Origin of the sequence: Vibrio sp. ES.051 (assembly GCF_002563795.1) — a bacterium.
Taxonomy (GTDB): Bacteria; Pseudomonadota; Gammaproteobacteria; order Enterobacterales; family Vibrionaceae; genus Vibrio.
Map to the genome: position 1 here is coordinate 524,691 of NZ_PDJL01000003.1, position 25,375 is coordinate 550,065.

Sequence of the window (25,375 nt, forward strand, 5' to 3'; positions counted from 1 at the left end):
GAGAGAAAGATATGAACACAAAATTTAAAGTTGCACTTATTAGTGCGGCAGTGGCTTTGGCTGGCTGTCAATCTGCAAATTCTTCAAATAATAATAGCTCTGATATTAATACTGATACGGATAATATTGTTATAACTGCTCCTAAACTGAGAGCTGATTTTATTCGTGGTATGGATATTTCCATGTTGCCGGAAATAGAAAAATTAGGTGGGAAATATTACCAAGATGGTAATGAAGAGGAACTGATCAAAATATTAAAAGATAATGGGGTTAATTCTATCCGCGCACGTTTGTGGGTAGACCCAATGTCAGCCACTGGTGAAGTATTTGGTGGCGGTAATAACACGTTAGAGCGTTCCATTGAGCTTGGTAAACGCGCACAAGAAAACGGTATGTCATTCCTGCTTGATATCCATTACAGCGACTTTTGGGCTGACCCTAAAAAGCAACAAAAGCCAAAAGAGTGGGAACAACTTACGTTTGAGAACCTAACACAGAAAGTCTACGACTACACAGCAAAGGTGATGAAAGCACACCAAGCTGCGGGTGTCGTGCCTGACATGGTTCAAGTTGGTAACGAACTGAATGGCGGCATGCTTTGGCCTGAGGGTAAGAGCTGGGGTCAAGATGGTAAAGAGTTCGACCGTCTATCACTTCTCTTAAAAACCGGCATCCAAGCAGTGCATGACAACGACAGTGATAAAGACATTCAAATCATGTTGCACCTCGCTGAAGCAGGTGACAACGGTCTATTCCGTTGGTGGTTTGATGAAATCACCCAGCGTGGTGTCGATTTTGATGTGATTGGTATGTCTTACTACCCGTGGTGGCACGGCCCAGTCGATAAAGTAAAAGCCAATATGAATGACGTCATCAGTCGCTACAACAAGCCTGTCGTCTTGGTCGAAACGTCTTTCCCGTTTACCACTGAGAATGGTGATTCGTTAGGTAATAGTTACTCCGAGGCGGGGACGGTTGAGGGGTACAGTGTGTCAATCGAGGGCCAGGCACAATACCTGGCTGACATTATGACGCTGCTGAATGAACTGCCTAACGAACAAGGTTTAGGGATTTATTACTGGGAACCCGCATGGTTACCAATCGATGGGGCAACCTGGTCAACAGGTGCTGGCATGGACTATAGCGGGGACAAATGGGACATGGGTAACTCATGGGAGAATCAAGCACTGTTTGATTTTGAAGGTAATGCACTACCGTCATTGAAAGTATTTAAAGGTCAATAATGAACAATAAAAAACACATCATTCCCAAGATAAAAGGCTTGCTCCATGGAGCAGATTACAACCCTGATCAATGGTTAGACAGACCAGATATTTTAGCGAAAGATATTGAACTGATGAAGCAGACGAATTGTAATGTTATGTCTATCGGTATCTTCAGTTGGTCTGCTCTTGAGCCTGTTGAAGGTGAGTTTCAGTTTGAATGGCTCGATAACGTACTAGATAACCTGGCAGACAATGGGATTTCTGTATTCCTGGCGACACCGAGTGGTGCGCGTCCTGCCTGGTTGTCTGAACGGTACCCTGACGTCCTTCGAGTCAATAGCTCACGTGTTAAACAACTGCATGGAGAACGTCATAACCATTGTTATAGCTCACCTAATTACCGTGAGAAAGTAAGCATCATGAACGCTAAATTGGCTGAACGTTACAGTCAACATCCTACGGTGGTAGGCTGGCACGTTTCAAACGAATATGGCGGCGATTGTCACTGTAATTACTGCCAAGAAGAGTTTCGTTTGTGGCTGAAAAACAAATACGGCTCCCTATACAATCTTAATAAGCTGTGGTGGAGTGCGTTTTGGAGTCATACTTACACCAGTTGGGAACAAATTGAATCACCATCTCCCGTTGGTGAGAACTCCGTTCACGCACTGAAGTTAGATTGGAAACGATTCTGTACTGACCGCGTCTCGAACTTCTGTGAGCACGAGATTGCACCGCTCAAGTCGATTAATCCTGATCTGCCTACGACGGCAAACTTCATGGAGTACTTTTACGACTACAACTATTGGGAATTGGCAAAGTCAATTGATGTTGTTTCTTGGGACAGCTATCCGCTTTGGCACCGTGACAGCGATGAAGTTGCGCTCGCTTGCTATACCGGGATGTACCATGATTTGATGCGCACACTGAAAAATCAGCCATTTTTACTCATGGAATCAACCCCAAGCCAAACTAACTGGCAGCCAATCACTAAGCTAAAAAAAGATGGTGTCCATCTGCTTTCCTCATTGCAAGCAGTAGCTCATGGTTCTGACTCTGTTCAGTATTTCCAGTGGCGAAAAAGCCGCGGTTCTGTAGAGAAGTTCCATGGTGCGGTGATAGACCACGTTGGTCATGCAAATACTCGTACGGGTCGAGAAGTGAAAGCCGTCGGTGAGTATCTTAAACAAATTAATGATGTGGCGGGAATGAGCACACAGGCCGAAGTGGCGATCATTTTTGATTGGGAAAACCGTTGGGCAATGGATGATGCTTCAGGTCCTCGCAATGAAGGCATGCACTACGAGCAAACCGTGTGTGACCATTATCGAGGTTTTTGGCAGCAAGGTATTAGCTGCGACATCATAGAGCAGCTAAGTGATTTTACTCCTTACAAGATCATTGTTGCGCCTATGCTGTACTTAATAAAACCTGGGGTAGCAGAACGTCTGGAAGTGTTTGTCGAGCAAGGCGGAACGTTAGTCGCGACTTATTGGAGTGGCATCGTTGATCAGAATGATCTTTGCTTTCTGGGTGGCTTCCCTGGCGGAGAAGGTAGCCCTCTGCGCCGCACGTTGGGTATTTGGGCTGAAGAGATTGACTCACTCTATGACCATGAACGCGTATTGTTTGAAATGGAAACGCACTCTGGTTTTGGCTTCAGTGGTGAATTTAAGGCCAAGCACTTAATGGAACATATTCATTTAGAGACGGCAGAAGCTTTGGCTTATTACCGCGAGGATCTATTTGATGCTTGCCCAGTCATTACTAAGAATCAGCTTGGTAAAGGTTGTGCTTATTACATCGCTGCACGTACAGAGACAGAGTTTAACGAGTTATTTTATACCTCTATTGCTAATTTACATGGAATTCGCAAGCCAATTGAAAACGTGCCTTACGGAGTGTCAGTGACAACTCGTGAAGACGAACTGTCTCGATATTTTTTCATTATGAACTTTTTGAATGAGCCGCGAGATTTAAAAGTTCCGCACGGGAATTGGACAAATGAAAATACGGGGAACGATATTCAGGAGAATATTACACTTCAACCATATCAAGTTATCGTTATCAAAAATAATAAATAACTCTCCCGTCTGATTATTTAGGCGGGCTATGAATAACAAAATTTAAAAATAAGATGAAATTCATCTTACGGGTAAGTATTGCCTAAACAATGGATATGGCGATATTTACCCAGCCAACAACTCAAAAGTAATACAAAAGGAAATTAAAATGAAAAAAGCAACATTGACAGTCGCTATTTTAGGTTCTTTATTCGCTACTCAAGTTTCAGCAGTCGATTTCTACGGTTACGTACGTGCTGGTTTGGGAGCCAGTGCTGATGGAGGCGGCACCAAGGGAGGTGATGAGTTTTATAAAACGACATTGGGTCGCTTGGGTAATGAGTTTGACACTTATTCGGAAATTGGATTAGGCCAAGAGTTATTCAATGCAGATGGTCGTTCAATGTACTTTGAAAGTATGTTTGAAATGTCATCGGACGGGAACCTAGAGTCTGAAAATAGTAAAGATGACAGTGCCAACTTTGGAATTAAGCAGTTGAATGTTCAAGCGAAGGGCTATATTCCTGCTTCACCTGATGCCGTTATCTGGGCTGGTAAACGCTTTTATCAACGTCATGATATTCACATTATAGATACCAAGTACTGGAATATTTCTGGCTACGGTGTGGGCATTGAAAACATCAAGTTAAATACCGGTGCGATTTCAGCAGCGGTTATCCGAGCTGATAATGAGTTGGCCGAGTGGGATGATACTGGCAACAAAACGAGTTACGGAGATCTGAATACTTACTTTTTAGATTTACGTTACGCTGGCTTTAGCCCATGGGAAGGCTCCTGGACTGAATTCGGTGTTGACTATGCAATGGTTAACCCAACGGATGAGCAAGAAGATGCCACTGAAAACTTCGATAACGGCTTAATGGTAACGGCTGAACTTAGCCAGAGTTTCGCATTGGGATATAACAAGTTTGTGCTCCAATATATGGATAAAGGACTTGCACAGAACGCTATCTCTCAAGGGGGGGGCTGGTATGACATCTGGAATGGTGATGTAAGCGATGCAAAAGGCTTCCGTTTTATCAGTACTGGTGATTTGAACTTAGGCAAAAATGTCGTGCTCAATCATGTTCTAACTTATGGTAATGCAAAAGATCATGGTGACTGGTTAGATAAGGAAGAGTTGTTCTCATTTGTCGCTCGCCCAACTTATAACTGGTCGCCATACAATAAGACTATGTTAGAGGTCGGCTACTTTGACCAAGAAAAAACTTGGGATTCAGGCTCTGAAGACAAGTTTAGTGGCACGAAATTCACTATTGCACACGCTATCTCAACGGGAGAGTCTTTCTTCGCTCGTCCAGAAATCCGATTCTTTGCGACTTATTTGAAGGACAATGAGGGTGACTCTTTTGACAACAACAAGAGTAACGACACGATCAACTACGGTGTGCAAGTTGAGGCCTGGTGGTAATCAATAGAAATTGCCATTTTACTATTTAGATAGGCCTGTTTAACTCCATTCGGGCCTATCACATGGAAATCCTTTGCCATTTGCTCTTGAAGTGGGTCGTATTCAGCCGGAGGGGGCGGAAAATATGTCTATATTTCCATTTCAAGAGCCTTTTTACATGGACTGATGTATGAAACCACTGTCGTTAAAGAATAAGATTATAATCTTATTTGGAATATCATTAATAATTACTATCGTGACTGCTTACTTTAGTGTTAAATATATTATTGGTGATTACATCAATAACTCATACGACAGTCGTATGGTTAGCAATGTAAGATTGATTAGCAGTGAAATTAAACAGTCAATCGAACGCGATATATCGGTGATAGAGAGCCTTGACTTTGGCGTAATTGGTATTCGTGATACTAAGCAAAAACTGGGTTATGAACAAGTTGTTAAGCTTGTCAATAAGGCTGCATTAAGTGATAAAGGAAGCTTGGATAAAGCGCAATCCAAATATTATATCGATTTAGCTCGTGACCATCAAGAAGGCATAAAAATAACACAAATTTTCTCTGAAATTGGTCAGGCAAAAATAATTATTTCGAAAAAGAAACATAGTGTAGTAGATTTTTTCACTATCAACTTGAGTTTAATTGGGGAACTCATACAGCGCTATAGTGTTCCAGGCGTTTACTTTGAACTACTAGATGAACAAGGCAATTCTATTTATTCAACTGGAAAGTTAAATATAGAGTTAAAGCAAACTGATGTTGTTACTGTTGCTGGCTCAAGTTGGTATTTACGTTCGTATATTGACTACAGCTATATCGAAAAAATTATAGATGGTATAAACCAAGATATTACAAAGTATATGTCACTTTGCGCTTTTATTATGCTGATTATTAGTTTGGTAATTCTTAATTTTCAATTAAGCTCGCTATCTAAGTTAAAGGATTTAGTGGAAAATTTGGCAGGTCGTGATGCGGATTTAACCCAACGAATTAATCTTAATCGCCAAGATGAAATAGGCCATATCTCTAACTCAGTGAATTGTTTTATAGATAATCTACAGGCTTTATTTAAAAAAATCTCCAGGTCAAACGTCGCTTTAAACGGCGCCAGAGAAGAACTTGATGTTCAAATTGGACGGAATGTTTCTACTGTCTCCCGTTATAGCAAGCAAAGTGAGAGTCTGTCTGATGCTATAAATGATATTCGACTGTCATCATTAGATATTCAGCAACAAACTCAACAAGCAATGGAGTTAGCGCAGCAAGTAAGTAGTCGGGTGAGTGAAGCGGTCGTTAAAGGCAATATTGCTGAAAATATTGTGATCACCTTAGGTGAGAACACAGACAAAATATCTTCCTCAATCGGAGTGATGGATACTGTCTCTCAGGGGATCAGTAGCATTCTAAGTTCTATTCAGAAAATTGCCGATCAAACTGATTTATTAGCGTTAAATGCTTCCATTGAGGCTGCAAGAGCTGGTGAGTCAGGAAAGGGTTTTGCTGTTGTCGCTGAAGAAGTTCGAATGCTCGCGTCGAAAACTCGAAGCAGCACCATTGAAATTGATGAATTTCTTGTTCAGTTTTCCGACTCGTCGGAGCAACTTATTGGACAAATGTCTCAAGTTCTAAAAAGCAGCGAGCTAAGTCGAAATCGTACGTTAGAAGTTATTGATCAAATTCAACTGGTTGAGAATGCAGTTAGTGAAATCAAAACCATTAATTCTGGCATTTCTCAAGCGTCAAATATTCAATGTGAAATGATGAAGAAGCTGAACTCGGAGATTGAGCTGTCTAAATCTTTGAGCGATGAAATTACTCACAGTGCAAATGCTATCGCGAGTGTTCATGGAGATATCAGCCGAGTTTCTTCAGCACTAACGAAAGACGTGGCGGTATTCAAAGTTTAACTACGAAACTAACTAATTTGAAATTAGTCAAGGAGAAGCAAAAGTGAAAATTCTTGTTACAGGCGGTCTCGGTTACATCGGCAGTCACACATGCGTGCAGATGATTGAAGCGGGAATGGATCCAATCATCATTGACAACTTGTGCAATGCCAAGGTCGAAGTTCTCAACAGAATTGAAGCGTTAACAGGCAAGCAACCTACGTTTTATCGGGGAGACGTTCGTGATGAAGACTTCCTGGATTCGGTATTTACGAAACACGAAATCCAAGCTGTGATTCACTTTGCTGGCTTAAAAGCGGTGGGTGAATCGGTCGTTAAACCATTGGAATACTATGACAACAACGTCAATGGCTCACTGGTATTGGCACGCAGCATGCGTAAAGCGGGCGTGAAAAGTATTGTGTTTAGTTCATCTGCAACGGTTTACGGCGACCCGGACATCGTACCTATCACTGAAGATTCGCCAACTGGCATAACCACCAATCCATATGGCCGCAGTAAATACATGGTGGAAGAGTGTCTGAGTGATCTGTTCAATGCTGAAAATGATTGGAGTATCACTTGGTTGCGTTACTTCAATCCAGTTGGTGCTCATCCGTCTGGCACTATGGGAGAAGATCCACAAGGTATTCCAAACAACCTGATGCCATTTATTGCCCAAGTTGCCGTTGGTCGTCGTGAAAAACTGTCTGTTTTTGGTAACGATTACCCAACACCGGATGGTACGGGAGTTCGTGACTATATCCACGTTATGGACTTAGCTGATGGCCACATTGCTGCACTCAAAACCGTAGGCGCAAAGTCAGGGCTACACATTTATAACCTCGGTACAGGTAAAGGCTCAAGCGTGCTCGAAATGGTTGAGGCATTTGGCGTGGCTTGTGGTAATCCAGTTTCTTACGAGCTTTGCCAGCGCAGGCCCGGTGATATCGCTGAGTGTTGGGCGAGCACTGAAAAGGCAGAGCGAGACCTTAGCTGGAAAGCAACACGTAGTGTTGCGGAAATGACGGCGGATACCTGGTTATGGCAATCAAATAACCCTCAAGGTTATTCCGCTGAGTAATTTAAGCCGATCTGCAGATCCAATCTCATCGAGATGTGCAGTGAAAAGAACGTATTTTGAAAGTTGAGTAAATAAGATGTCGAATGTTGAATTTAATCCAGTGGATCATCCACACCGTCGTTACAACCCGCTGACTGGTCAATGGATTTTGGTATCACCACACCGGGCAAAACGTCCATGGAGTGGTGCTGATGAAAAGCCTGCGATGGACGAACTGCCGACTTACGACGGCAAGTGTTTCCTTTGTCCGACCAACGAACGTATTTCAGGTCACGTGAATCCTGATTACCAAGGAACCTATGTGTTCAATAACGATTTTGCGGCTCTGATGGTGGATTCACCAGATGCACCTGAGTCGGACAACCCATTATTCAAAACTCAGGGGGTACGTGGTTTGAGCCGAGTAATCTGCTTCTCGCCGGATCACAGCAAAACGTTGCCAGAATTACCAGTGAATAAAATTCGGGGTGTGATTGATACATGGAATGAGCAAATTGAAGAGTTAGGTAAAGATTTCATCTGGGTTCAAGCTTTTGAAAACAAGGGTGAGACCATGGGGTGTTCTCAACCACACCCACACGGGCAGATTTGGGCGAATAGCTTTTTACCTAATGAGATCGAACGTAAAGAGCATAACCTAAAAGCGTATTACCAAGAGAAAGGCAGCAACCTACTGGTTGATTACGTTCAGGCTGAGTTAAAAGACGGCTCACGAATTGTTGTTGAAACCGAACACTGGGTTGCGGTTGTACCTTACTGGGCGGCCTGGCCATTCGAAACCATGTTGCTTCCAAAAACACACATTCGCCGCATGTGTGAGTTGAACGATGAGCAGCGAGATGATCTCGCTATGGCTATCAAAAAGTTGACCAGCCGTTACGACAACTTGTTCCAGTGCTCTTTCCCTTACTCGATGGGCTGGCATTACGCGCCGTTCTTCGAAGAAGGCACAGATGTTGACCATTGGCAGCTGCATGCGCTGTTTTACCCGCCACTATTACGCAGCTCGACAATTCGTAAATTTATGGTGGGTTATGAAATGTTGGCAGAAAGCCAACGAGATTTAACTGCAGAGCAAGCGTCACAGCGTCTACGTGATTTAAGTGACGTTCACTACAAAGAGCAGTGATTTAGTAGGTTCTAGGATCCCAGAACCTAGAATCTAAAAAAGCAGAAAATCAAACAAGTGGTTCACGAGCGCGAATGAACAAAGGGTTCGGGGATCTAAATACAATTTGAAACCGAGATTTAACTATGTCAGATCTAATCCAAAATGTGAAAGCTTCTTTTGAGCAAGTATTGGGCTATGCACCAAGCCATATCATCCAAGCGCCGGGTCGCGTCAATCTGATTGGTGAGCACACTGACTACAATGACGGTTTTGTCCTGCCGTGTGCGATTAACTACCAAACTGTCGTTGCTGCCGCAAAGCGTGACGACAATCTAGTCCGTGTAGTGTCCTTTGATTACGGCAATGTAGTGGATGAATTCGATATTAGTCAGGGCATCACTTTCCAAGCAGACAAAATGTGGGCGAACTATATTCGTGGTGTGGTGAAGTGCTTGCTTGATCGTGGTTACTATTTCACTGGCGCTGATATATCAGTCAGCGGAAATGTACCGCAAGGTGCGGGTTTAAGCTCGTCTGCGGCGCTTGAAGTGGTCATCGGTCAAACGTTTAAAGTGTTATTCAATCTGGAAATCAGCCAGGCCGAAATCGCGCTCAATGGCCAACAAGCAGAGAACGAATTTGTCGGTTGTAATTGCGGTATCATGGATCAAATGATTTCCGCGGAAGGTCTTGAAAACCACGCAATGCTTTTGGACTGCCGTAGCCTTGAAACGGAGCCAGTATCAATGCCAGCAGATATGGTGGTCGTGATCATCAACTCGAATAAAAAGCGTGGTCTGGTTGATAGTGAATACAACACGCGTCGTCAGCAATGTGAAGAGGCGGCACGTATTTTTGGCGTTAAGGCACTGCGAGATGTGACTATTGAGCAGTTCAACGAAAAAGTTTATGAGTTAAATGAAATAGTAGCAAAACGTGCGCGTCACGTGATCACGGAAAACGATCGCACAGTCGAAGCGGCAAAAGCACTCCGTTCGCATGATATTAAACGCATGAGTGAACTTATGGCTCAGTCACATGCTTCGATGCGTGATGATTTCGATATTACAGTCAAAGAGATTGACACTCTGGTTGAAATGGTTAAAAACGTGATTGGCGAGCAGGGCGGCGTACGTATGACTGGTGGTGGTTTCGGCGGTTGTGTAGTGGCATTGATTCCGCCAACGCTGGTTGACGAAGTGAAAGCAACCGTTGAAGCGAAGTATGAAGCTGCGACGGGCCTGAAAGAATCAATTTACGTTTGTCAGGCAAAAGAAGGCGCTGGTCCTGTTGAAGTCTATAAGTGAAACAAGTAAGTTACTAAGTAAAGCCAGCGTGCAAACGCTGGCATAGTTCAATATGGGAAAAGAACAACAAAGAGAAATGTTCACGATTTTATGAAGTTCGATTAGGCTGAACGTGATTTAGCCAGTCGTTAATTGAGAAGGAACAACAGAAACCATCTATTTCGGAGTTGTTATCAACATCATCAAAAAGATAAAGTTGAAGTTGCCCATTATCAGTTATATTTCTAAAGTGAGATTTATTGAGAGCAAACACTACGTTTAAAATGTCTTCCTCACTTTCAATCTGACATAGAAGCATGCTTGAAAAGGTTGCCATAATAGCAGAACCATCATTCAATTTTACATACGAAAGGAGTACTAGCTCCATAGATTGTGCAAAAGTAAGGCATAGGTCTAGTGGGGAAGTGATATGTACTTTTCTGCCGTTTAAACGAATGTCATGACTAGTGAGTAGAGGTTGGTTAATCAAAGAAAGTTGATTATTTGACAGTTCTTGATAGCTCTTAAAATTTTGCATAATAAATCCTTAATAAACTTACCCCAAAACTTCGTTTATTGTAGATTTATTAAGTGACACGCGGGGTGTTTAACGCGTCTGTTTTTAAGTTATAACTGATGATGATTAAAGTCAATTAAATTATATAAAAAGTAAAGGTTTATGATTTTAATTATTTAATCATCACAATAGAGTTCTTCGTAATCGATAAGATGCATGTTTCTATCAATCCGTTTTAAATCTTCAAAAGCAAAAAATTTCTTAGCTAAGCGAATGGTGTAATAAGGTTCAGTCGTATTGGCAAGTATTATCTCATGACTATGAGGAACATGGACAAACTCAATACTGCCAAACCTAGTCTTATAAAAACCTGATTCCCCTGTTGTACCCAGAATTAAAATCATCGGGATCTGAGAGATAACACTCCATCTTGAGAGGGCATCTTCGAAAGATATATAACACAGTTCGCCTTCTCGCAGTGACAAAGCTAGTTTGTCAAAGAAATCAGGCGGCAATGTCGAACGCAAGTAAACAAATCGCTCAAAATCAATACTGACGATGTAGTCGTTTTTTGCAATGAGCTGCTCAATATCATCACTTCTAAAGATTGAGCAGATCTCTTCACGTTTATAGATGAACTTTTCTTTACGCAGATATTGCATTTCGAAAATCATTTTCATAGATTAAAAGGTAGAGTTGCTTAAACCGAACAGAATGATTACATAATAGCTTGTTTTACATCAAGTGAAGTTTCATAATAATCATGTTGATTGAGTATCGATGGATACGCGTGTGAATTTAACCGGATGTTATACTTTCTATAATTCCCGTTTGTTTTATGATCAACTTCAGTGTCAAACCCGAGTTTAGAAAGAAAATCATTTATTGCCCGTGTTTTATAGCCTTCAGAATGTGATTCTGAAGTGATGGGCTTCAACATTGTATTCATCGAACTCAGTTTTTTACAGAGTGCGGAATTACTATTTAATAACTGGTTGATAATATCATAAGCTCCATAATAACTAGATTTAGGGATAGAATGCTTCTGGTCAATACGTTCAATAGATATGTTTAAAGTTTTAAAAAGAACATTCATCAGATTAAAAAGGGGCTGGTCTGGTGTTTTAGTCTGGCGCCACTCAGTATATTCCTGCAAATGTTCTAATAACGAAGCTTTGTTTCTAGAAAATGAGATTGCGTCGTCAGTCAAATAATCAATTTGAATATGCAACCTTTCTGAAATTACTCTCTTTTCAGCAGCACTCAGTTGCACGTTGTTTGCTTGGCCTGATTGAATGACTTCATTAGCTTCATCCAGGTCAGTGACATGTTCAGGCGCGTTATAAATCGATTCGTTAACTGAGGCCCTGTATACTTCTTCAAGCTGCTTTTGCAGCAGAGATTCATTGGCATCTTGTTTTGCGTAGTATTCTTCAGCGTTAACTCGAAAACCTAACGCTTTCGCGGTGCGCTTTAAAGATACAGGCATATTATGGCGCGTATGCGTCGAGATATGATGGATAACGTGCTGCATGTGTTCGAAAGTAAACGAACTATTGATTGGTTTACCAGAAGAATCTATGTTTTTGTACTCATAGGGGATAACGTTGTCGGTTTGAATACCGTAAGTAATTTCCTTTGCTTGGCGAAACCTTCTCCCCATCTGAATGAGTCCCTTAGGTGTGAGTATGCTATGTGATATAACTAAAACCTTATCTGTGTAATTGGTTTCGATACTGACTGCTGAATCGATGTAGGGCGAGTATAAGATTTGCTTGTACAAGAAACATGAAACGTTTGGGGTAGCTAGATATTTACGTACAGCTTCAGTATTACAAGTATCACGGGTAACCACTAGATACCCAGCTTCCAGTGCTTTTTCAGCACAGCCTTTACCTGAAGATTTAAGGCCGATCGAAAACAAATATTGGTACAAAGCTTCTTTCTTATCGAAAGCAATCACCTGATAAACGTTATCTTCGTTCCTGATTGCATTCAGTACGGTATCTCTATTCACGAGGTTGATGTTGATGTCAGAATATTTTCCGCCCTCGACTTTATAGAACTGATAATCCTGAATTCCTGTAGACTTAACTAATTCAGCAGTGATGCAGTTAGTGCTGTCAGCATCCATCATGATAACTTGCTTAGCGTGGGTGATGACCGTTTTTAAAGCGTTAAATGATTTTGCTTTCAGTCGTTCATTTTTATAATGATTACCGTCGAGTGATAAGAAGCCTTTTTCGCTCTCATCGAAGATAACTAAATCGCAGCCGAGTACATACTGCAGCATGTTAGGCAGTGAGTTTGTGGTTGAAACGATGATTTGTGCCTCTTCAAGCTTTCTTAATGACTTAGTGTTGTGATTTGCTTCCTTCGCATTGGGTAGCAGCGTTGAGATCTTATAATTTATGTTATTATTGATTTCGTTTTTATGAGCAATGATGGCAACTCTTAAGTTCGAATCCTTTTTCAGAAGATCACGAAGATAATTATCAATGACATACGTTGTTTTCCCCGTCCCTGTTTCAGCAGAGATAACATTAACTCGGTTTAACGATAAGTCGATGTTGTTTAAACAGGAAACCGTCTTTGCTTCTGAAAAGTTCAGGGACAGAGTGATCGCTTCATTCTCCTTTAGCCTGACGGAGCGTAAACGCTGATTGATCTCATCGTCACTGATTTCAAAGAATGTTGAAGCAAAAGACTTCACAAAATCAATAGATGCAGAAGACGTTTGCACAGCTTTTCTGAGCAGCTTGAACGCATGTTCTATTAACTCATCACTGTTGATGTTTAGCTTACATGCCTGAGACGTTAAGTAGACTTCTTGAAATATAGGGAGCATATCGATCAAATCTATCGGGTGGCCTGAGATGAGCAACTCCTTTTTAAATCGGATGGCTGTGGCTATGGCATCGATGATTTCGTGTAAATCAGTCGATGCGTAAATACAGATTGAACTCACACAACGGTTGTAGACGTGGTTATTAATGAGTACTTCACTCGGAGATCGTATAGCTAAGTCATCACGTGCTTCGGTGTCTTTTATAACATCCTTTTCATTCTTAGTAATGTGAAGTCTAATATTGTTGTTTTTTAAATGTGTAGCTGTGCTGATATTTTTATAAAAATATTCCATGATTTAATCTCGATTAATTAGTTTTTAAAAATTCTAATTAATAAATAACGACAAAATCAATCTATTTTTTAATATTTTTTATAATATCTATTTATTCTTTGTATTTCAATGATTTAATTTTTATTGGTTTTCTATTTTAATTTTAATATTCGATGATATTAAAATTAAAATAGAAAGGTTAAATGAGTTCTTACGTTGTTAATAATATTATTTAAATAATATTACTCCCATATATAACGAACTGTTCAGGTTGTAACTGAGTGTATTTAAGTTTAGAAATATAACTTGCTTTGACTTATGATCGTATAACAATGTGTCCATTTCTGTCTTGTATATATAATACAGAAATGTAGATGTGGACACTGAGAGCCTGTATTCCTAAACATAAACTCTTAATTGACATTGATTTATTGAAATATGCATGCGATAGCATGCTAAATTTGCGGGTTGTTCATTTTGAGTAAAAGTTAACCTTTGAATGGCTATCGACCTATGTGTCCACTTCTCAATTGTATATATAATAATAAATAAAGAAGTGGACACTCAAAATTGAGCATTAAATCTATATGCCACTTGCGAGGTACTATGTATCAGTGCATCAGTAGGTAGGTAGACTCGCTCTTTGAGCGAGAGTTTCAATAGATGAGTACGTGATCATAACTCCATTAAACGAATGGTGATACTTAATGATATTTAGACTTAAACTAAAGGTTGTCATCCTCAACGATTTCATCGGTTTTAAAGTCTTTCTTAGTCAGTTTTATACCATTTTCACTATTGTATCTTTCAATTGCTGCCGCCAGTTCTCGTGATGCTTTACCTTGGGATCTTTCTTTAAAAACATCTTCTCCTACTTTAAATTTAACGAGTGGTGCTGGTTTTCGCTTCGTTGCGGTAGAAGACTTTGAACCTGTTAAAGTTTTATACTTTTTTTCGAGTTCGTGAGGGATTTCAAAGTCAATTACTTGTAAAGCGTGTATGGCTGCTTCAACAGCCTTCACTTCTTGCGCAGTATTAAGCTCATCGATAACGTGGCTAACTCTATCACGGATTGCTTCTAGCTCACCCAGAGATAGTTCTAAGCCTCGGATATTATTGCGACTATTAAATATTTCTATGGCTGCTTCTTGTTTTTCAGTCAATGTCATTAGTTTTATTCCTATTAGATGTACAACTGCCAATACTCCAATTTTAAACCAAACTTAAAAAGTGTGGAAGTGTTTAATAATTAAAAAATTTTGTTTGATTTATATTTTTGTTTTTATATTTACAATGGTTTTTAAATGTGATTTATTAAAAGGGTATTAAACATCTTCTTGATTTAAAGGTAACCAAAATGAATCGTCGTAAATATGTATATAAAAACCCAAAACTAAACCTTGTTAAAAGTCGTTTAAATGATGGTTTAAATCCCAGTATTTATTTAAATCCTTTTGATGATTATTTAATCTCAGATTGCGAAGCATTACTTAAAGCGAACAGTTTAACTGTTGAAGAACAGCAGCATAGAATTAAACCAAACGCATCATTCTCCAATAAAAAATCGGCTAACTGTATGTTGTCGAGTCAATACCATATTAAAACGGATAGACTCCAATCAGCGCAAAGCAACCAAACACAGAAAGAATCTCGTGTCCCTGGACTCTATGGCTGCAATCGTTACAAATCAAAACGAAAAGAGCAAGTCAAAGAAAGCGAAATGTTTTGTTTCTTTTAATGTGAATCGGGATAGATATTATGACGAAGAAGCATCAATGTGAACAAATGCCTGAGGAAGTTCAAGTGTACTGTACAGATCACTACACAACTGAAGAACAATGGTTTTTGTTTGTCTCTGAAACCGCAACAGAAATGGATCTAGAATTAAGCCATGAACTTAATGAGGTAGGAGAGTTGCTGTGGCAAACTGCTTTTAACATCATTCATTGCCCTTATTGCAGCTTGAAGTTGGAAGAAATAGATAATGATAGTCCCCACTTTCATAAGGCTATTAACTATAAATTCACATAGCCCCTTTACTTCGAAATTGTCATGCTTTTCAGCATGACTGAAAACCTAATTTTGAGAAGCGGTTAGGCCTTGTTTGAGCTTTGATAGAACCGCTCATAGCAATCAATGATCTCGGCAAACTCGTCTTTGCCCCAAAGTGAGCTAGATAGGAATTGATCTCAATTTCAAGCCCAGCAATTTGCCTTACCTTTCCTCATGCCTAGAACTCTAATTATGTGACCAAATTTGTTAATCCACTACATTATAACATTCACTTTACCGAGTGTGCTGTATATAAAAACAGTTTATCGTGCCACTCATCAAATGGAGTATGGAAAGTAGGAGATTTGAATGCAATCATTCCCACTTTTGCCTCGCTAGAGCAAAAAATTTACAACTCAACACGTTTGATACATTGGCACTAGAGATAATGGGAAACTGGTTATCAGTGCATATCGGACTTCCCATTTTATCAGTCTGAAATTGAGGGGGTTACGGTCATGTTTTTCAATAAAATCAGTTGATTACGGGGTGATTTTAGGTCAAAGTTTAAGCTGAAAAGTGCGCGGTCGCACTAATAATCTGTGACATGCCACTAAACATCGATATTATATGAGGGAATAATGAAGACAATTAAGAAGGATGTAGCCCTCAGGGAGAGTTCAGTGATGAAAATTGATTTCAATAAAGTAGTGAAACATATACTTGATTTTATATTAGCCTACTTTAGGCCATCACTTGCAAAGTTCATTATTTGGCCTCTATTGGTTACGGGGTTAGGGTTTCTTAGCCCTCCATTATGGACTGAAATAGTTAATTGGGTTCTGATTAATCAAAACTTCTTTCCTCAATATCAGATATCATTTTTACCTCCCAATGGAGTGTGGGGCTGGTCACTAATATTATTGAGTGTATTCATTTATTGCTTTGAAACTTTTTCTCAAGTAATTAAAAGTAAGAATGAAAATGCAGGTGAGCTACGTAATGAGTTAAAAGAATTACCTGAGAAAGCAGCAAGTAAAGTAGTTGAAAAGCTGCATGAAACAGGCTTGTCTGCGCCGCATTTACAAGATGAAAAAATAATAAAATTAATCAATAAAATAAGTAAATTAAGATTTTTTGGTTCATTCCCCAAAGAGGATAAAGTGAATCAATTGGCTGGCAGTATTCTAGATGGCGAGCTAAAAGGCGGAACTCCTCCAGTGAGAGCAAGAACCTTAGCTTTATTAGCTAGATACATGTGTTTTAGTAATAATTTAGAGGTTGCCAAATCTTACCTAGATGAATCGAAAAAACTAACACAGACAAAAGAAGCTGTTGTTGCAGATGCATTTATACAGGCTGATGAACAAGATAATATAGATTCAGTTGCTCACCTTGTTCAGGAACAATGTGCTTTGCATTATTCTGCTATTTTTATGCTAAGGCGAACTAAAAAAGGTGCTACTGAGGCAATTAGCTGGCTGGATAACGCTCAGATTAATATAGAAAACTTGGATATCGATGGGCAGTTTTCGGTAATAAGTGCGTTACTTGAAACTAAGCAATGGGAGCGAGCATTAAAGGAAGTATTCAAGCTACAAAATAAAGTACAGATAGACTCCCCAGCACTAGCCCAGGTTTCTGCATTTACTTTTCTGACCAATGCTATTAAAGCAGTTGAATTACGAGAATCGGTAATGCAACAAATTCCATTTGCGGCAGAATCATTCCCTCTTGCAGATGATTCGGAGTCGATCAGACTGAGAAGTGAAGCCGTTACAATGTTCAAGTTGTGCGCTGACCTAGCAAGAGGGTTGGGAGCACTTGAAGCACTTGAAGTAGCTGAAGTATCTGAAAAATACGCTCTTTGGTTAGAGTTAAGGAATCCAGCAACCTTCGAAATGGCAAAAGGAAAGCTGAAAATTCATGTATCGGATTCCTCTGATAAAGCTCTTGAATACTTGCCTCTAGCATTTGCATTCAAAATTAACTTGGACTATCTAGAAATAGAGGAGGAGGTAAATCGACAAACAGCTTTATGCAATGATACAAATCCAGCACTAGGGGTTGCTAGGTTCGTATTAGCACTTAATCAGAAAGGCTATCCAAAAGTCATTGAATACATCAATGATCACAGAGAACAGTTAATGAAGCACGTTAATCCTACAACTATTAACATGCTCGAAATTGAAGTTTTGGCAAAATCTGGATTAACAGAAGATGCTGAAGCGCTTCTTTCTAAATTAGATGAGAGTGGGACTATTTCGGGGGAAATTAAAAACCTTAGAAATATCATAGCATCTGTAAAAGGAGAAGACTCTATAGCGTTAGCTATAAGCCAGTATAATGACACAAAAAATGTCAGTGATCTGGCTCAGTTGGTTAATTTATTAGAGCAATCCGGGTTAAAAGAAAAATATCGCTTCTACACTTTAGAATTATTTGGCATAACGGGTACTGAGCAAGATGCTTTGAGAGTTGCTAATGCCTCTTCGGCAACTGAGCACTTTTCAGAACTACATGCATTTTTGGTAGATAATTTTTATTTAGTAGAAAGAAGTGCTGCTTTGATGTTGCATTGGGCTTGGTCTCTTTTTAGAAAAGGAGATTTTGCTAAATCTAAAGAGTGCCTTCCAGAGTTGAAGAGGATTAATGATCAACATTTGGATCTCCAAACTCTCGAAGTTCATTTAGCTATTTACACGGGTAATTGGGATGCTTTGAGTATGATTATCGAGAGTAAATGGGAGAATCGAAGCAATCTGAGTGCTGAAGAACTGATGCAAGTTGCTCAGTTGGCTAAAGCATTATCTCCTAGTCGAGCTAAAGAAATCCTAGAATACACAACAAGCCAGTTTCCTGAAGATCCCAAAGTTCTGGCATCGGCTTATTTTACAGCTACAACATTAGGTTGGGAGGATAAGAAAAATACAGGTGATTGGTTAAACAAGGCTGCTATGTTGTCAAATGATGAAGGGCCATTACATATGGCTTCATTTGATGAATTAAAAGATATGATAGCAACCCAAAAAGAAAGAAGTGACAAAGTGTACCGAGCCTATGAGGATGGTACTGCTCCGATATTTACAATAGCTAACTTGTTAAACCGTACTTTATCTGATTTTTATTTGATTCAGCCGATAGAAAACTTGAGGTCTACGGACATTAGAAAGAAAAGCTTTATTGGTACTTTTCACAGCACGAGACAAGAGCAAATCATAAAAGGAGAAGTAGCTTCTGTTGATGCTTCCAGCATATTAATTCTTGGACATCTTAACCTACTAGAGCTGTTGTTTGATGCTTTTTCCCAGATCATGGTGCCACACTCACTGATGCGATGGCTTTATGATGAGAAACAAAAAATAGCATTTCACCAGCCAAGTCAAATTCAAAAAGCTAAAGAATTCGAAGCCATCGTTGCTGATGGTCATATTAAAATCATAAAACCGACAGGAGTTAACAAACCTGAGCTAGCACTAAATGTAGGAGATGAGCTTGCCTTTTTGTTGGAGAATGCAAGAGATAACTCTTGTGTCGATAACCAAATTTTAGTTATCTGTTCCTATCCCATTTACAAGGTAGGAGGGTTTAGAGAGCAAGTAGTTGAACTTTCCGAATATAACGAAAATTTGTCTTCATGTATTACCCTTGTTAAAAAGTTGAAAGATATCGAAGTAATTACAGAAGAGGAATATGAAAAGGCGATCTCATACTTAGCGCAACATGACCAAGAATGGCCGTCTAATTCAATAATTGACGATAAAGCGACGATATATCTTGATTCTTTGTCTTTAACATATTTGATAACGGTTGGAATGCTAGATAAATTTAAAAGTACAGAATTGAGCGTATTTGTCCATAAAAATGAATTTGATAATTTCAAAAAGTTAAGATCTTTTGATTCAACAATTAGCGAGGCGAATATAAAACTCGAACAAATTCGCAAGGAGATTTTTGAAGGAATTCAATCTGATAAGGTTGCTTTTTCATCAATGCAGGTATCTGCTTTAGACGTTGAAAGTGATAGATATAAAGTTATTCAGCCTACAGAAGAGCTTTTTCAAGCATTAACTAAAAGTGATGTTGCGTTAATCGATGATCGTTTTATTAACCAACATGAAAATATTGCTATTGACAACAAGAATACTCCGATTTTTACGAGTTTAGATTTCATAGAAACACTTTGTGCCAACCAACTTATTACAAATGATCAAAAGTTCTCATACAGAGCTAAGCTTCGAGAATCTGGGTTTGGGCTAGTTCCTATTACCATTGAAGAATTGAATCATCATCTAGCTAAATCAAGAATAGTTGATGGTATTGTTCGCCCAACTAAAGAACTAAAACTGATTAAAGAAAATTTGTCTTTACTAAAAGTTAACCGACTAATAAAGCTCCCAAGAGATGTACAATGGCTTCATAATTTATTGCGAAATTTATCAAGCGCGGTGAAACTACAATGGTCGAGTGATGTTCCCAATGACATTAGCAGTGCCAGATCAAGTTGGCTTTATGGACTTTTAGATTTTAGAGGGTGGTCACATTGTATGGATATCAGGCATGAAGAAGGAATGGCCTATATTGGTGAAATGATTAGAGCTAACACTTTATTAATTGCACCAGAAGGATTAACTGGAGATAAAAAAGCGCAATATAACGAATGGTTAGAAAAGAGTGTCTTATTACCACTCAAAAATTTAGATATAGCAAGTTATAAAGCTTTAGTTGAATCAACGAAAGTGCAAGTAGAAAACCTCGCTAGTGAAGGCTTGTTAGAAGGATGTTTGAGTGAATAAATATAATATAGATCACTCGCTCTTGATTTCGTTCTCGTTGAATATTTTTCCGCCATCCTTAAGAGAGGCTGTTCTTTCAGATTCTAAATTTTGCAAGAGGAACGATATAGATACGGATGCTCAAGTTATACTAGGAGATTCAAGGGCATCATTTTCTCGTTCAACACTATTTAATGCAATTAGAGAAGCCTTCTCTACTTCTTTTAGTTCGAGCGTATTAGATTCAAATAATACCGAATGGTCTATATCGATACTACCGGATGAACAATCACGGCTCTGTATTGAAATGCCAGGTGCTAAGCTAAATATCAATACGTTTTGGCCTCTCATAAACGATATTAAATTACGCACTTCAATATTTGAAAATGAGGCCAAGAGAAGAAACATTGCACAAGTTGATATTGAACAATGGTTACCAATTTTATCTAAGGAGCAACTTGATGATGATGAAGTTGGGGACATAACTTCTGATTTAGAATTATCGCCTTCATACATTGAAGAGCTGTTAAGATTTGAGCTTAGTAACGGAAGCAACAAAGTACAGACTCTTGTGCCAGATAATGTTCGTTATTACGAGAGGCTTATCGGTACACACTCTGATAGTTACGATATATATAAATATGCTACCAACGAACTTAGCCAGCATTTTGATAGCCGTGTTAATAAAGGTTGCAACTATTTAGATGTTCTTTTGTGTTCTCAACAATCAATATCTGCGGCTATATCAGAAAACATATCTAATGAAGAGTTCACATGTTTGGCTAAAACTGCTATCAAGGTAAAAGATCCAATTTCGATGATTGGGTGTTTCGAAATTGGGGTGTTAAAATTTTTAGATTCAAATGAAACGATACTTCAAGAGCTTTTTGATTGTCTATGCGAACCAGAGATATTGAAGTCCTTAACTCTACTGTGTTCAATGACTATATTTATAGATGGCGAGCTTGCAAGGCTAAAAATTTTCAAAAATAAACCTCCGTTTTATAGAAGATTAGCATCAATTTCACAGGCATCTTTAATTACTAAGGTCGCACTAGAGCAAGGTAGGGAGTTTTCAGACATTGAAAAGTGGGCAATGAAGGAAAGGGGTGTGTTTTTCTATTGCCAGACATTTATTGATTTAAGAAGCGAACCTAAGTGGCTACCAGGCTATTTAAGCCCTGAGCAACTTCGAGATGAGTTATTAGGAAGAGTTTATAATGTATGCCAAAAAATTAAGAATGCTGAGTTCTGTATGCGTATTTTACAGGGCCTTACTAGTAGATCTCTAATCCAATTAAATGCATTTTTACCTGGACCTCTAGAAGGGAATACAGAGCCCGCGGAACTACCTGATTACATGTCAAAAAGCCTAGATGAAGGAATGAATAACCAAGCGTCATTAGTGGCATTCAGGGCGTTGATAAATTCCGCACAATTTTGGAAAGTGGATGAAAAATATGTAGAGCTTGCATTAACGTTGCTCGAAAATGCGCAGCATGAGTTAAGAGAAACCGACAATCAAGAGTCTATTTTCCAAACATTAAACGGATTAGCGAAAGTTGCAGCTTTAGTGAGGAGCAAAAAGCTTGCTGCTTCAGTTATGATCTTAAGTCGGATATATAGAGATTATCTAAACGTTAATGCTGAACCTGAACATATTATGGAGATGGGCCTTGTAGCATCTGCTGCTTTTGAGGAAAAAGATGAATGGGCGGAATATATAGGTCAATGGTTAACTGAATTAGCCTACTTACCACTTGAAGCTAGAGCGGTTTCATCATTAAGTTCCATGCTTGAGCAACTTTGTATACTAGAACCATATCTTTACTATACATGTGGGCGTCCACTAGAGATTCTGAACTGTTTAGAGCAACACTAATGACGCGTTGAAAATGTAAAGGAATACTGCCCTAGCTCTGGTGAAATTTAACTTGGCCACCCACTCATGTTACAAAAAGTAGCCCTTCAGTTACGTTGTTGATATAAAGGTTGCATGGATTTTATGTTAACTGCCATTGTAGCCTGCATGTAACAAGGCGCAATTGTAGGACTGTTTTTCCGCCGCGATCCAAAACAACCGCAAAGCGCGGAGTTACCATCCCATACTTCAGATAATCCGCTAAACGCTAATTTAGGAATCTACACAACTCATAAATGTCCAGAGGCTTCATAGACCTGAAGTTTTACTCGTGGCACTTTTCTCAAAAAGTGCCAGTTAGCTCAGATCTGTCCCATTGTTGTAAAGTAGTCTTCAGCACACATTTTTAAGCCAGCTTATTTGACCTAGTTTTTCTAATCAAATTATTATGCCATTTGTTGCTTTTCTCATGTGCACCAATTTGAGATAGCCTTATGTTACCAAGGATGAAGAATGAACGATCTACATCAGGCTCGACAAGTCCTTTTTGAGCTAGCTGAGAAGTATGGAAAGGCAGATATTAAAAATGAAGCACAAACTCGTTTTCATATCATAGATAGGGTTTTGGAAGATTGCTTTAACTGGCGAGACGATATTGAAGTTGAAAAATATGAGTCAAAAAATGGCTTTACTGACTACGAGTTAGGAAAACCAAGAATACTTGTTGTAGAAGCTAAACGAGAAGGTATCCCATTTGATATACCTGCGGGTCTATCTAAACAGTTGACTGTTCCGATTCAATCTCTTTTCGAAGCTAATACAGCTCTTAAAGAAGCTATTGAACAAGTGCAGACTTATTGTGCTAGACGAGGTGTTCCCTTGGCGCTAGTTACCAATGGTCACCAATATGTAGCATTTTTGGCTTCGCGAACCGATGGTGTCGATGTTCTGGATGGAGATGCACTAGCTTTTACTTCACTTGATCATATGCATCATCACTTCACTCAAGCTTGGAACTGTTTATCAAAAGCAGGCATAGAAGAGAATAGACTTTTTAGATTACTGACTACTGGTGATAAAAGACTTCCAAATAAGCTTTCAAGCCAATTGGTCGATTATCCAAGGATTAGGTATCCAAGTGAAGTACAAGCTTCACTTAAACAGCTTTCTGAGTTGTTCATACAAGATGTAATGGATAACCCTGAGCTAGAGAGTAACTTCTACAAAGACTGTTACTGCGAAAGTGGAGCGTTAAATAAATATGCTCTACTGAGCAAGAATGTACTTGAGGCAAGGTACGCTGCAATCTTTAGTGCATCAGAAGAGCAACCATCAGTTCAACCTGTAAAATCCAAAAAAGGCTCAAATTTTTCGCCTGATATCGTTGCGGAAGCATTGTCCAGACGTCCTATAGTTCTGATAGGGGATGTGGGAGTAGGAAAAACATCATTCGTAAAGAATTTAAGGCATAACAGCGCACACGAAGAGTTTAGTAAGGCTATTTATGTCTACATTGACTTAGGCGCAAATGCTTCCCTCAATACAGACATAAACTCATTTATTTTGGATCAGATTGAGCATCAGTTACTAAGACAATATGAAGTTGACACCTACGATAACAGTTTTATTCATGGGGTTTATGATAGTGAAATTCGAAGGTTTGCCAAAGGCTTATGGGGAAGTTACAAAGATTCAAACCCAGAAAAATACCAAGAAAAGCTTATAGAAGAACTGGCAAACCTCGTAGAAAACAAAAGTAACCATATGAAGCGCTCCGTAGAACATATTGCGAAGGGGCGAAAAAAACAAGTCATAATTTGTATTGATAATGCTGACCAACGAGACTTCGACATTCAACAGGAAGCTTTTATTATTTCCCAAGAGCTAGCCAAAGAGTGGAAAGCTACTGTATTTCTGTCTGTGCGACCACAAACGTTTTATAAGTCTAAACGTTCAGGGGCGTTAACAGCTTACCCACATAAAATCTTTACCATCTCTCCACCACGTGTAGACCAAGTTGTGGAAAAAAGGCTACGGTTCGCAGCAAAATTAGCTAGAGGAGAGCATGCGATTGATTTACCTTCTGTTCGATCTGAGAATTTAGCCTTATTCTTGGAAGCATTAGTTCGATCACTACAAAATAACAGAGAGCTAAACGAGTTTTTAACGAACATTACTGGTGGCAATATTCGCGCGGTAATAGAGTTCGTTACTGGCTTCATAGGATCTCCGAACGTAGAGGCACAAAAGATAATTGATATAATGGAGAAGGAAGGGGACTATCGAATTCCTGTACATGAGTTTTCTAAACAGGCCCTTTTAGGTGACTACTCTCACTACAGTCCAGATACATCAATTTCAATGAACGTGCTCGATATATGTAATGCAGATCCAAATGAACACTTCTTAGTCCCAGTTATTATTTCGTATCTTGATACGAAAGGTGGGCATTTGGACAAGGATGGATTTTGTAGGACCGAAACTTTAATAGAGGAATGTCAAAACGCTGGCTTTACAACAAATCAGGTAGAATCCGCATTGAGGAGAGCCACGAACAAAAAGCTGATAGAAACCTCACTAAGAGTTACGTTTGAAGAAGACGAAGATAGTAATCTTATCGGAGATATGCCAGATAGTTTTAGGGTAACTACTATCGGTGCGTATCATATTAAGAGGTGGCTCGGTGAATTTGCATATCTTGATGCGATGCTTTTTGATACCCCAATAATGGACGAACTTTCCAGAAACGAACTCATAGTAGACTTATCATGCTTAAAAATTGCGAGCAGATATGCAAGAACAGCCATTTTTAGAGAGTACTTGAGAAGTTGCTGGCGAGCTTATAGTGGCGCTCCCTCATACTTCGACCTTGAGGAGGCATTTTCAATGGGAGATGACAGTTTCCAAAGGGTTCATAAAGCAATCAAGAAATACGAAATGGATGAGAATAAGTAATCTGTACTATTTTAGCACTTGAACCGAAGAAATAAGTTGGAGATGTTTTCCAACTTGTTTTTGTCCAACG

The 25,375-nt window shown here is 39.3% G+C and carries 16 protein-coding genes; 12 read left to right on the plus strand and 4 right to left on the minus strand.

Going from position 1 to position 25,375, the window contains the following annotated elements:
- The first annotated feature begins 11 nt into the window (after window positions 1-11).
- The 7 genes from ATG66_RS03080 to galK all read left to right on the plus strand — a co-directional run bounded on the left by ATG66_RS03080 (window position 12) and on the right by galK (window position 10,105).
- Complete coding sequence (locus tag ATG66_RS03080) at window positions 12-1,244, plus strand: glycoside hydrolase family 53 protein (RefSeq protein WP_098413907.1); 1,233 nt, start codon at window positions 12-14, stop codon at window positions 1,242-1,244.
- Window positions 1,244-3,310 (plus strand): beta-galactosidase, encoded by a 2,067-nt coding sequence (locus tag ATG66_RS03085; protein ID WP_098413908.1) that lies wholly within the window; start codon window positions 1,244-1,246, stop codon window positions 3,308-3,310. Before ATG66_RS03080 ends, ATG66_RS03085 begins: the two co-directional genes overlap by 1 nt.
- Before the next feature lie 148 nt (window positions 3,311-3,458).
- Window positions 3,459-4,721 carry a maltoporin gene (locus tag ATG66_RS03090; RefSeq protein WP_098413909.1) on the plus strand — a complete coding sequence of 421 codons (1,263 nt, stop codon included), beginning with the start codon at window positions 3,459-3,461 and terminating at the stop codon, window positions 4,719-4,721.
- 169 nt (window positions 4,722-4,890) lie between these two features.
- Window positions 4,891-6,624 carry a methyl-accepting chemotaxis protein gene (locus ATG66_RS03095; RefSeq protein WP_098413910.1) on the plus strand — a complete coding sequence of 578 codons (1,734 nt, stop codon included), beginning with the start codon at window positions 4,891-4,893 and terminating at the stop codon, window positions 6,622-6,624.
- A gap of 43 nt (window positions 6,625-6,667) precedes the next feature.
- Window positions 6,668-7,687, plus strand: a complete 1,020-nt coding sequence (gene galE / locus ATG66_RS03100; RefSeq protein WP_098413911.1) for a UDP-glucose 4-epimerase GalE — start codon at window positions 6,668-6,670, stop codon at window positions 7,685-7,687.
- 76 nt (window positions 7,688-7,763) lie between these two features.
- Complete coding sequence (locus ATG66_RS03105) at window positions 7,764-8,816, plus strand: UDP-glucose--hexose-1-phosphate uridylyltransferase (protein ID WP_098413912.1); 1,053 nt, start codon at window positions 7,764-7,766, stop codon at window positions 8,814-8,816.
- 125 nt (window positions 8,817-8,941) lie between these two features.
- Window positions 8,942-10,105: a galactokinase gene (gene galK / locus ATG66_RS03110; protein ID WP_098413913.1), complete on the plus strand. Its 1,164-nt coding sequence runs from the start codon at window positions 8,942-8,944 to the stop codon at window positions 10,103-10,105.
- 88 nt (window positions 10,106-10,193) lie between these two features.
- Here galK and ATG66_RS03115 read toward each other — a convergent pair whose 3' ends face one another.
- From ATG66_RS03115 to ATG66_RS03130, 4 genes are all read right to left on the minus strand, one after another.
- Complete coding sequence (locus tag ATG66_RS03115; protein ID WP_098413914.1) at window positions 10,194-10,622, minus strand: hypothetical protein; 429 nt, start codon at window positions 10,620-10,622, stop codon at window positions 10,194-10,196.
- Window positions 10,623-10,777: 155 nt separating this feature from the next.
- Complete coding sequence (locus tag ATG66_RS03120) at window positions 10,778-11,263, minus strand: hypothetical protein (RefSeq protein ID WP_257145709.1); 486 nt, start codon at window positions 11,261-11,263, stop codon at window positions 10,778-10,780.
- A gap of 56 nt (window positions 11,264-11,319) precedes the next feature.
- Window positions 11,320-13,743, minus strand: a complete 2,424-nt coding sequence (locus tag ATG66_RS03125) for a DEAD/DEAH box helicase family protein (protein WP_098413916.1) — start codon at window positions 13,741-13,743, stop codon at window positions 11,320-11,322.
- A 704-nt stretch (window positions 13,744-14,447) separates the two neighbouring features.
- Window positions 14,448-14,891 carry a hypothetical protein gene (locus ATG66_RS03130; RefSeq protein WP_098413917.1) on the minus strand — a complete coding sequence of 148 codons (444 nt, stop codon included), beginning with the start codon at window positions 14,889-14,891 and terminating at the stop codon, window positions 14,448-14,450.
- 188 nt (window positions 14,892-15,079) lie between these two features.
- Here ATG66_RS03130 and ATG66_RS03135 point away from each other — a divergent pair, with 188 nt between their 5' ends.
- From ATG66_RS03135 to ATG66_RS03155, 5 genes are all read left to right on the plus strand, one after another.
- The gene (locus tag ATG66_RS03135; protein WP_098413918.1) at window positions 15,080-15,460 is read left to right on the plus strand and encodes a hypothetical protein; all 381 of its coding nucleotides are present in this window, start codon (window positions 15,080-15,082) and stop codon (window positions 15,458-15,460) included.
- Between the two features lie 20 nt (window positions 15,461-15,480).
- A complete protein-coding gene (locus ATG66_RS03140) occupies window positions 15,481-15,753 on the plus strand; it encodes a hypothetical protein (protein ID WP_098413919.1) in 273 nt (90 codons plus the stop codon).
- A gap of 647 nt (window positions 15,754-16,400) precedes the next feature.
- Window positions 16,401-20,510 carry an HTH domain-containing protein gene (locus ATG66_RS03145; RefSeq protein WP_441351604.1) on the plus strand — a complete coding sequence of 1,370 codons (4,110 nt, stop codon included), beginning with the start codon at window positions 16,401-16,403 and terminating at the stop codon, window positions 20,508-20,510.
- Window positions 20,503-22,371, plus strand: a complete 1,869-nt coding sequence (locus tag ATG66_RS03150; protein WP_098413921.1) for a hypothetical protein — start codon at window positions 20,503-20,505, stop codon at window positions 22,369-22,371. Before ATG66_RS03145 ends, ATG66_RS03150 begins: the two co-directional genes overlap by 8 nt.
- 492 nt (window positions 22,372-22,863) lie before the next feature.
- A complete protein-coding gene (locus ATG66_RS03155) occupies window positions 22,864-25,305 on the plus strand; it encodes a hypothetical protein (RefSeq protein WP_010430686.1) in 2,442 nt (813 codons plus the stop codon).
- Window positions 25,306-25,375 lie beyond the last annotated feature (70 nt).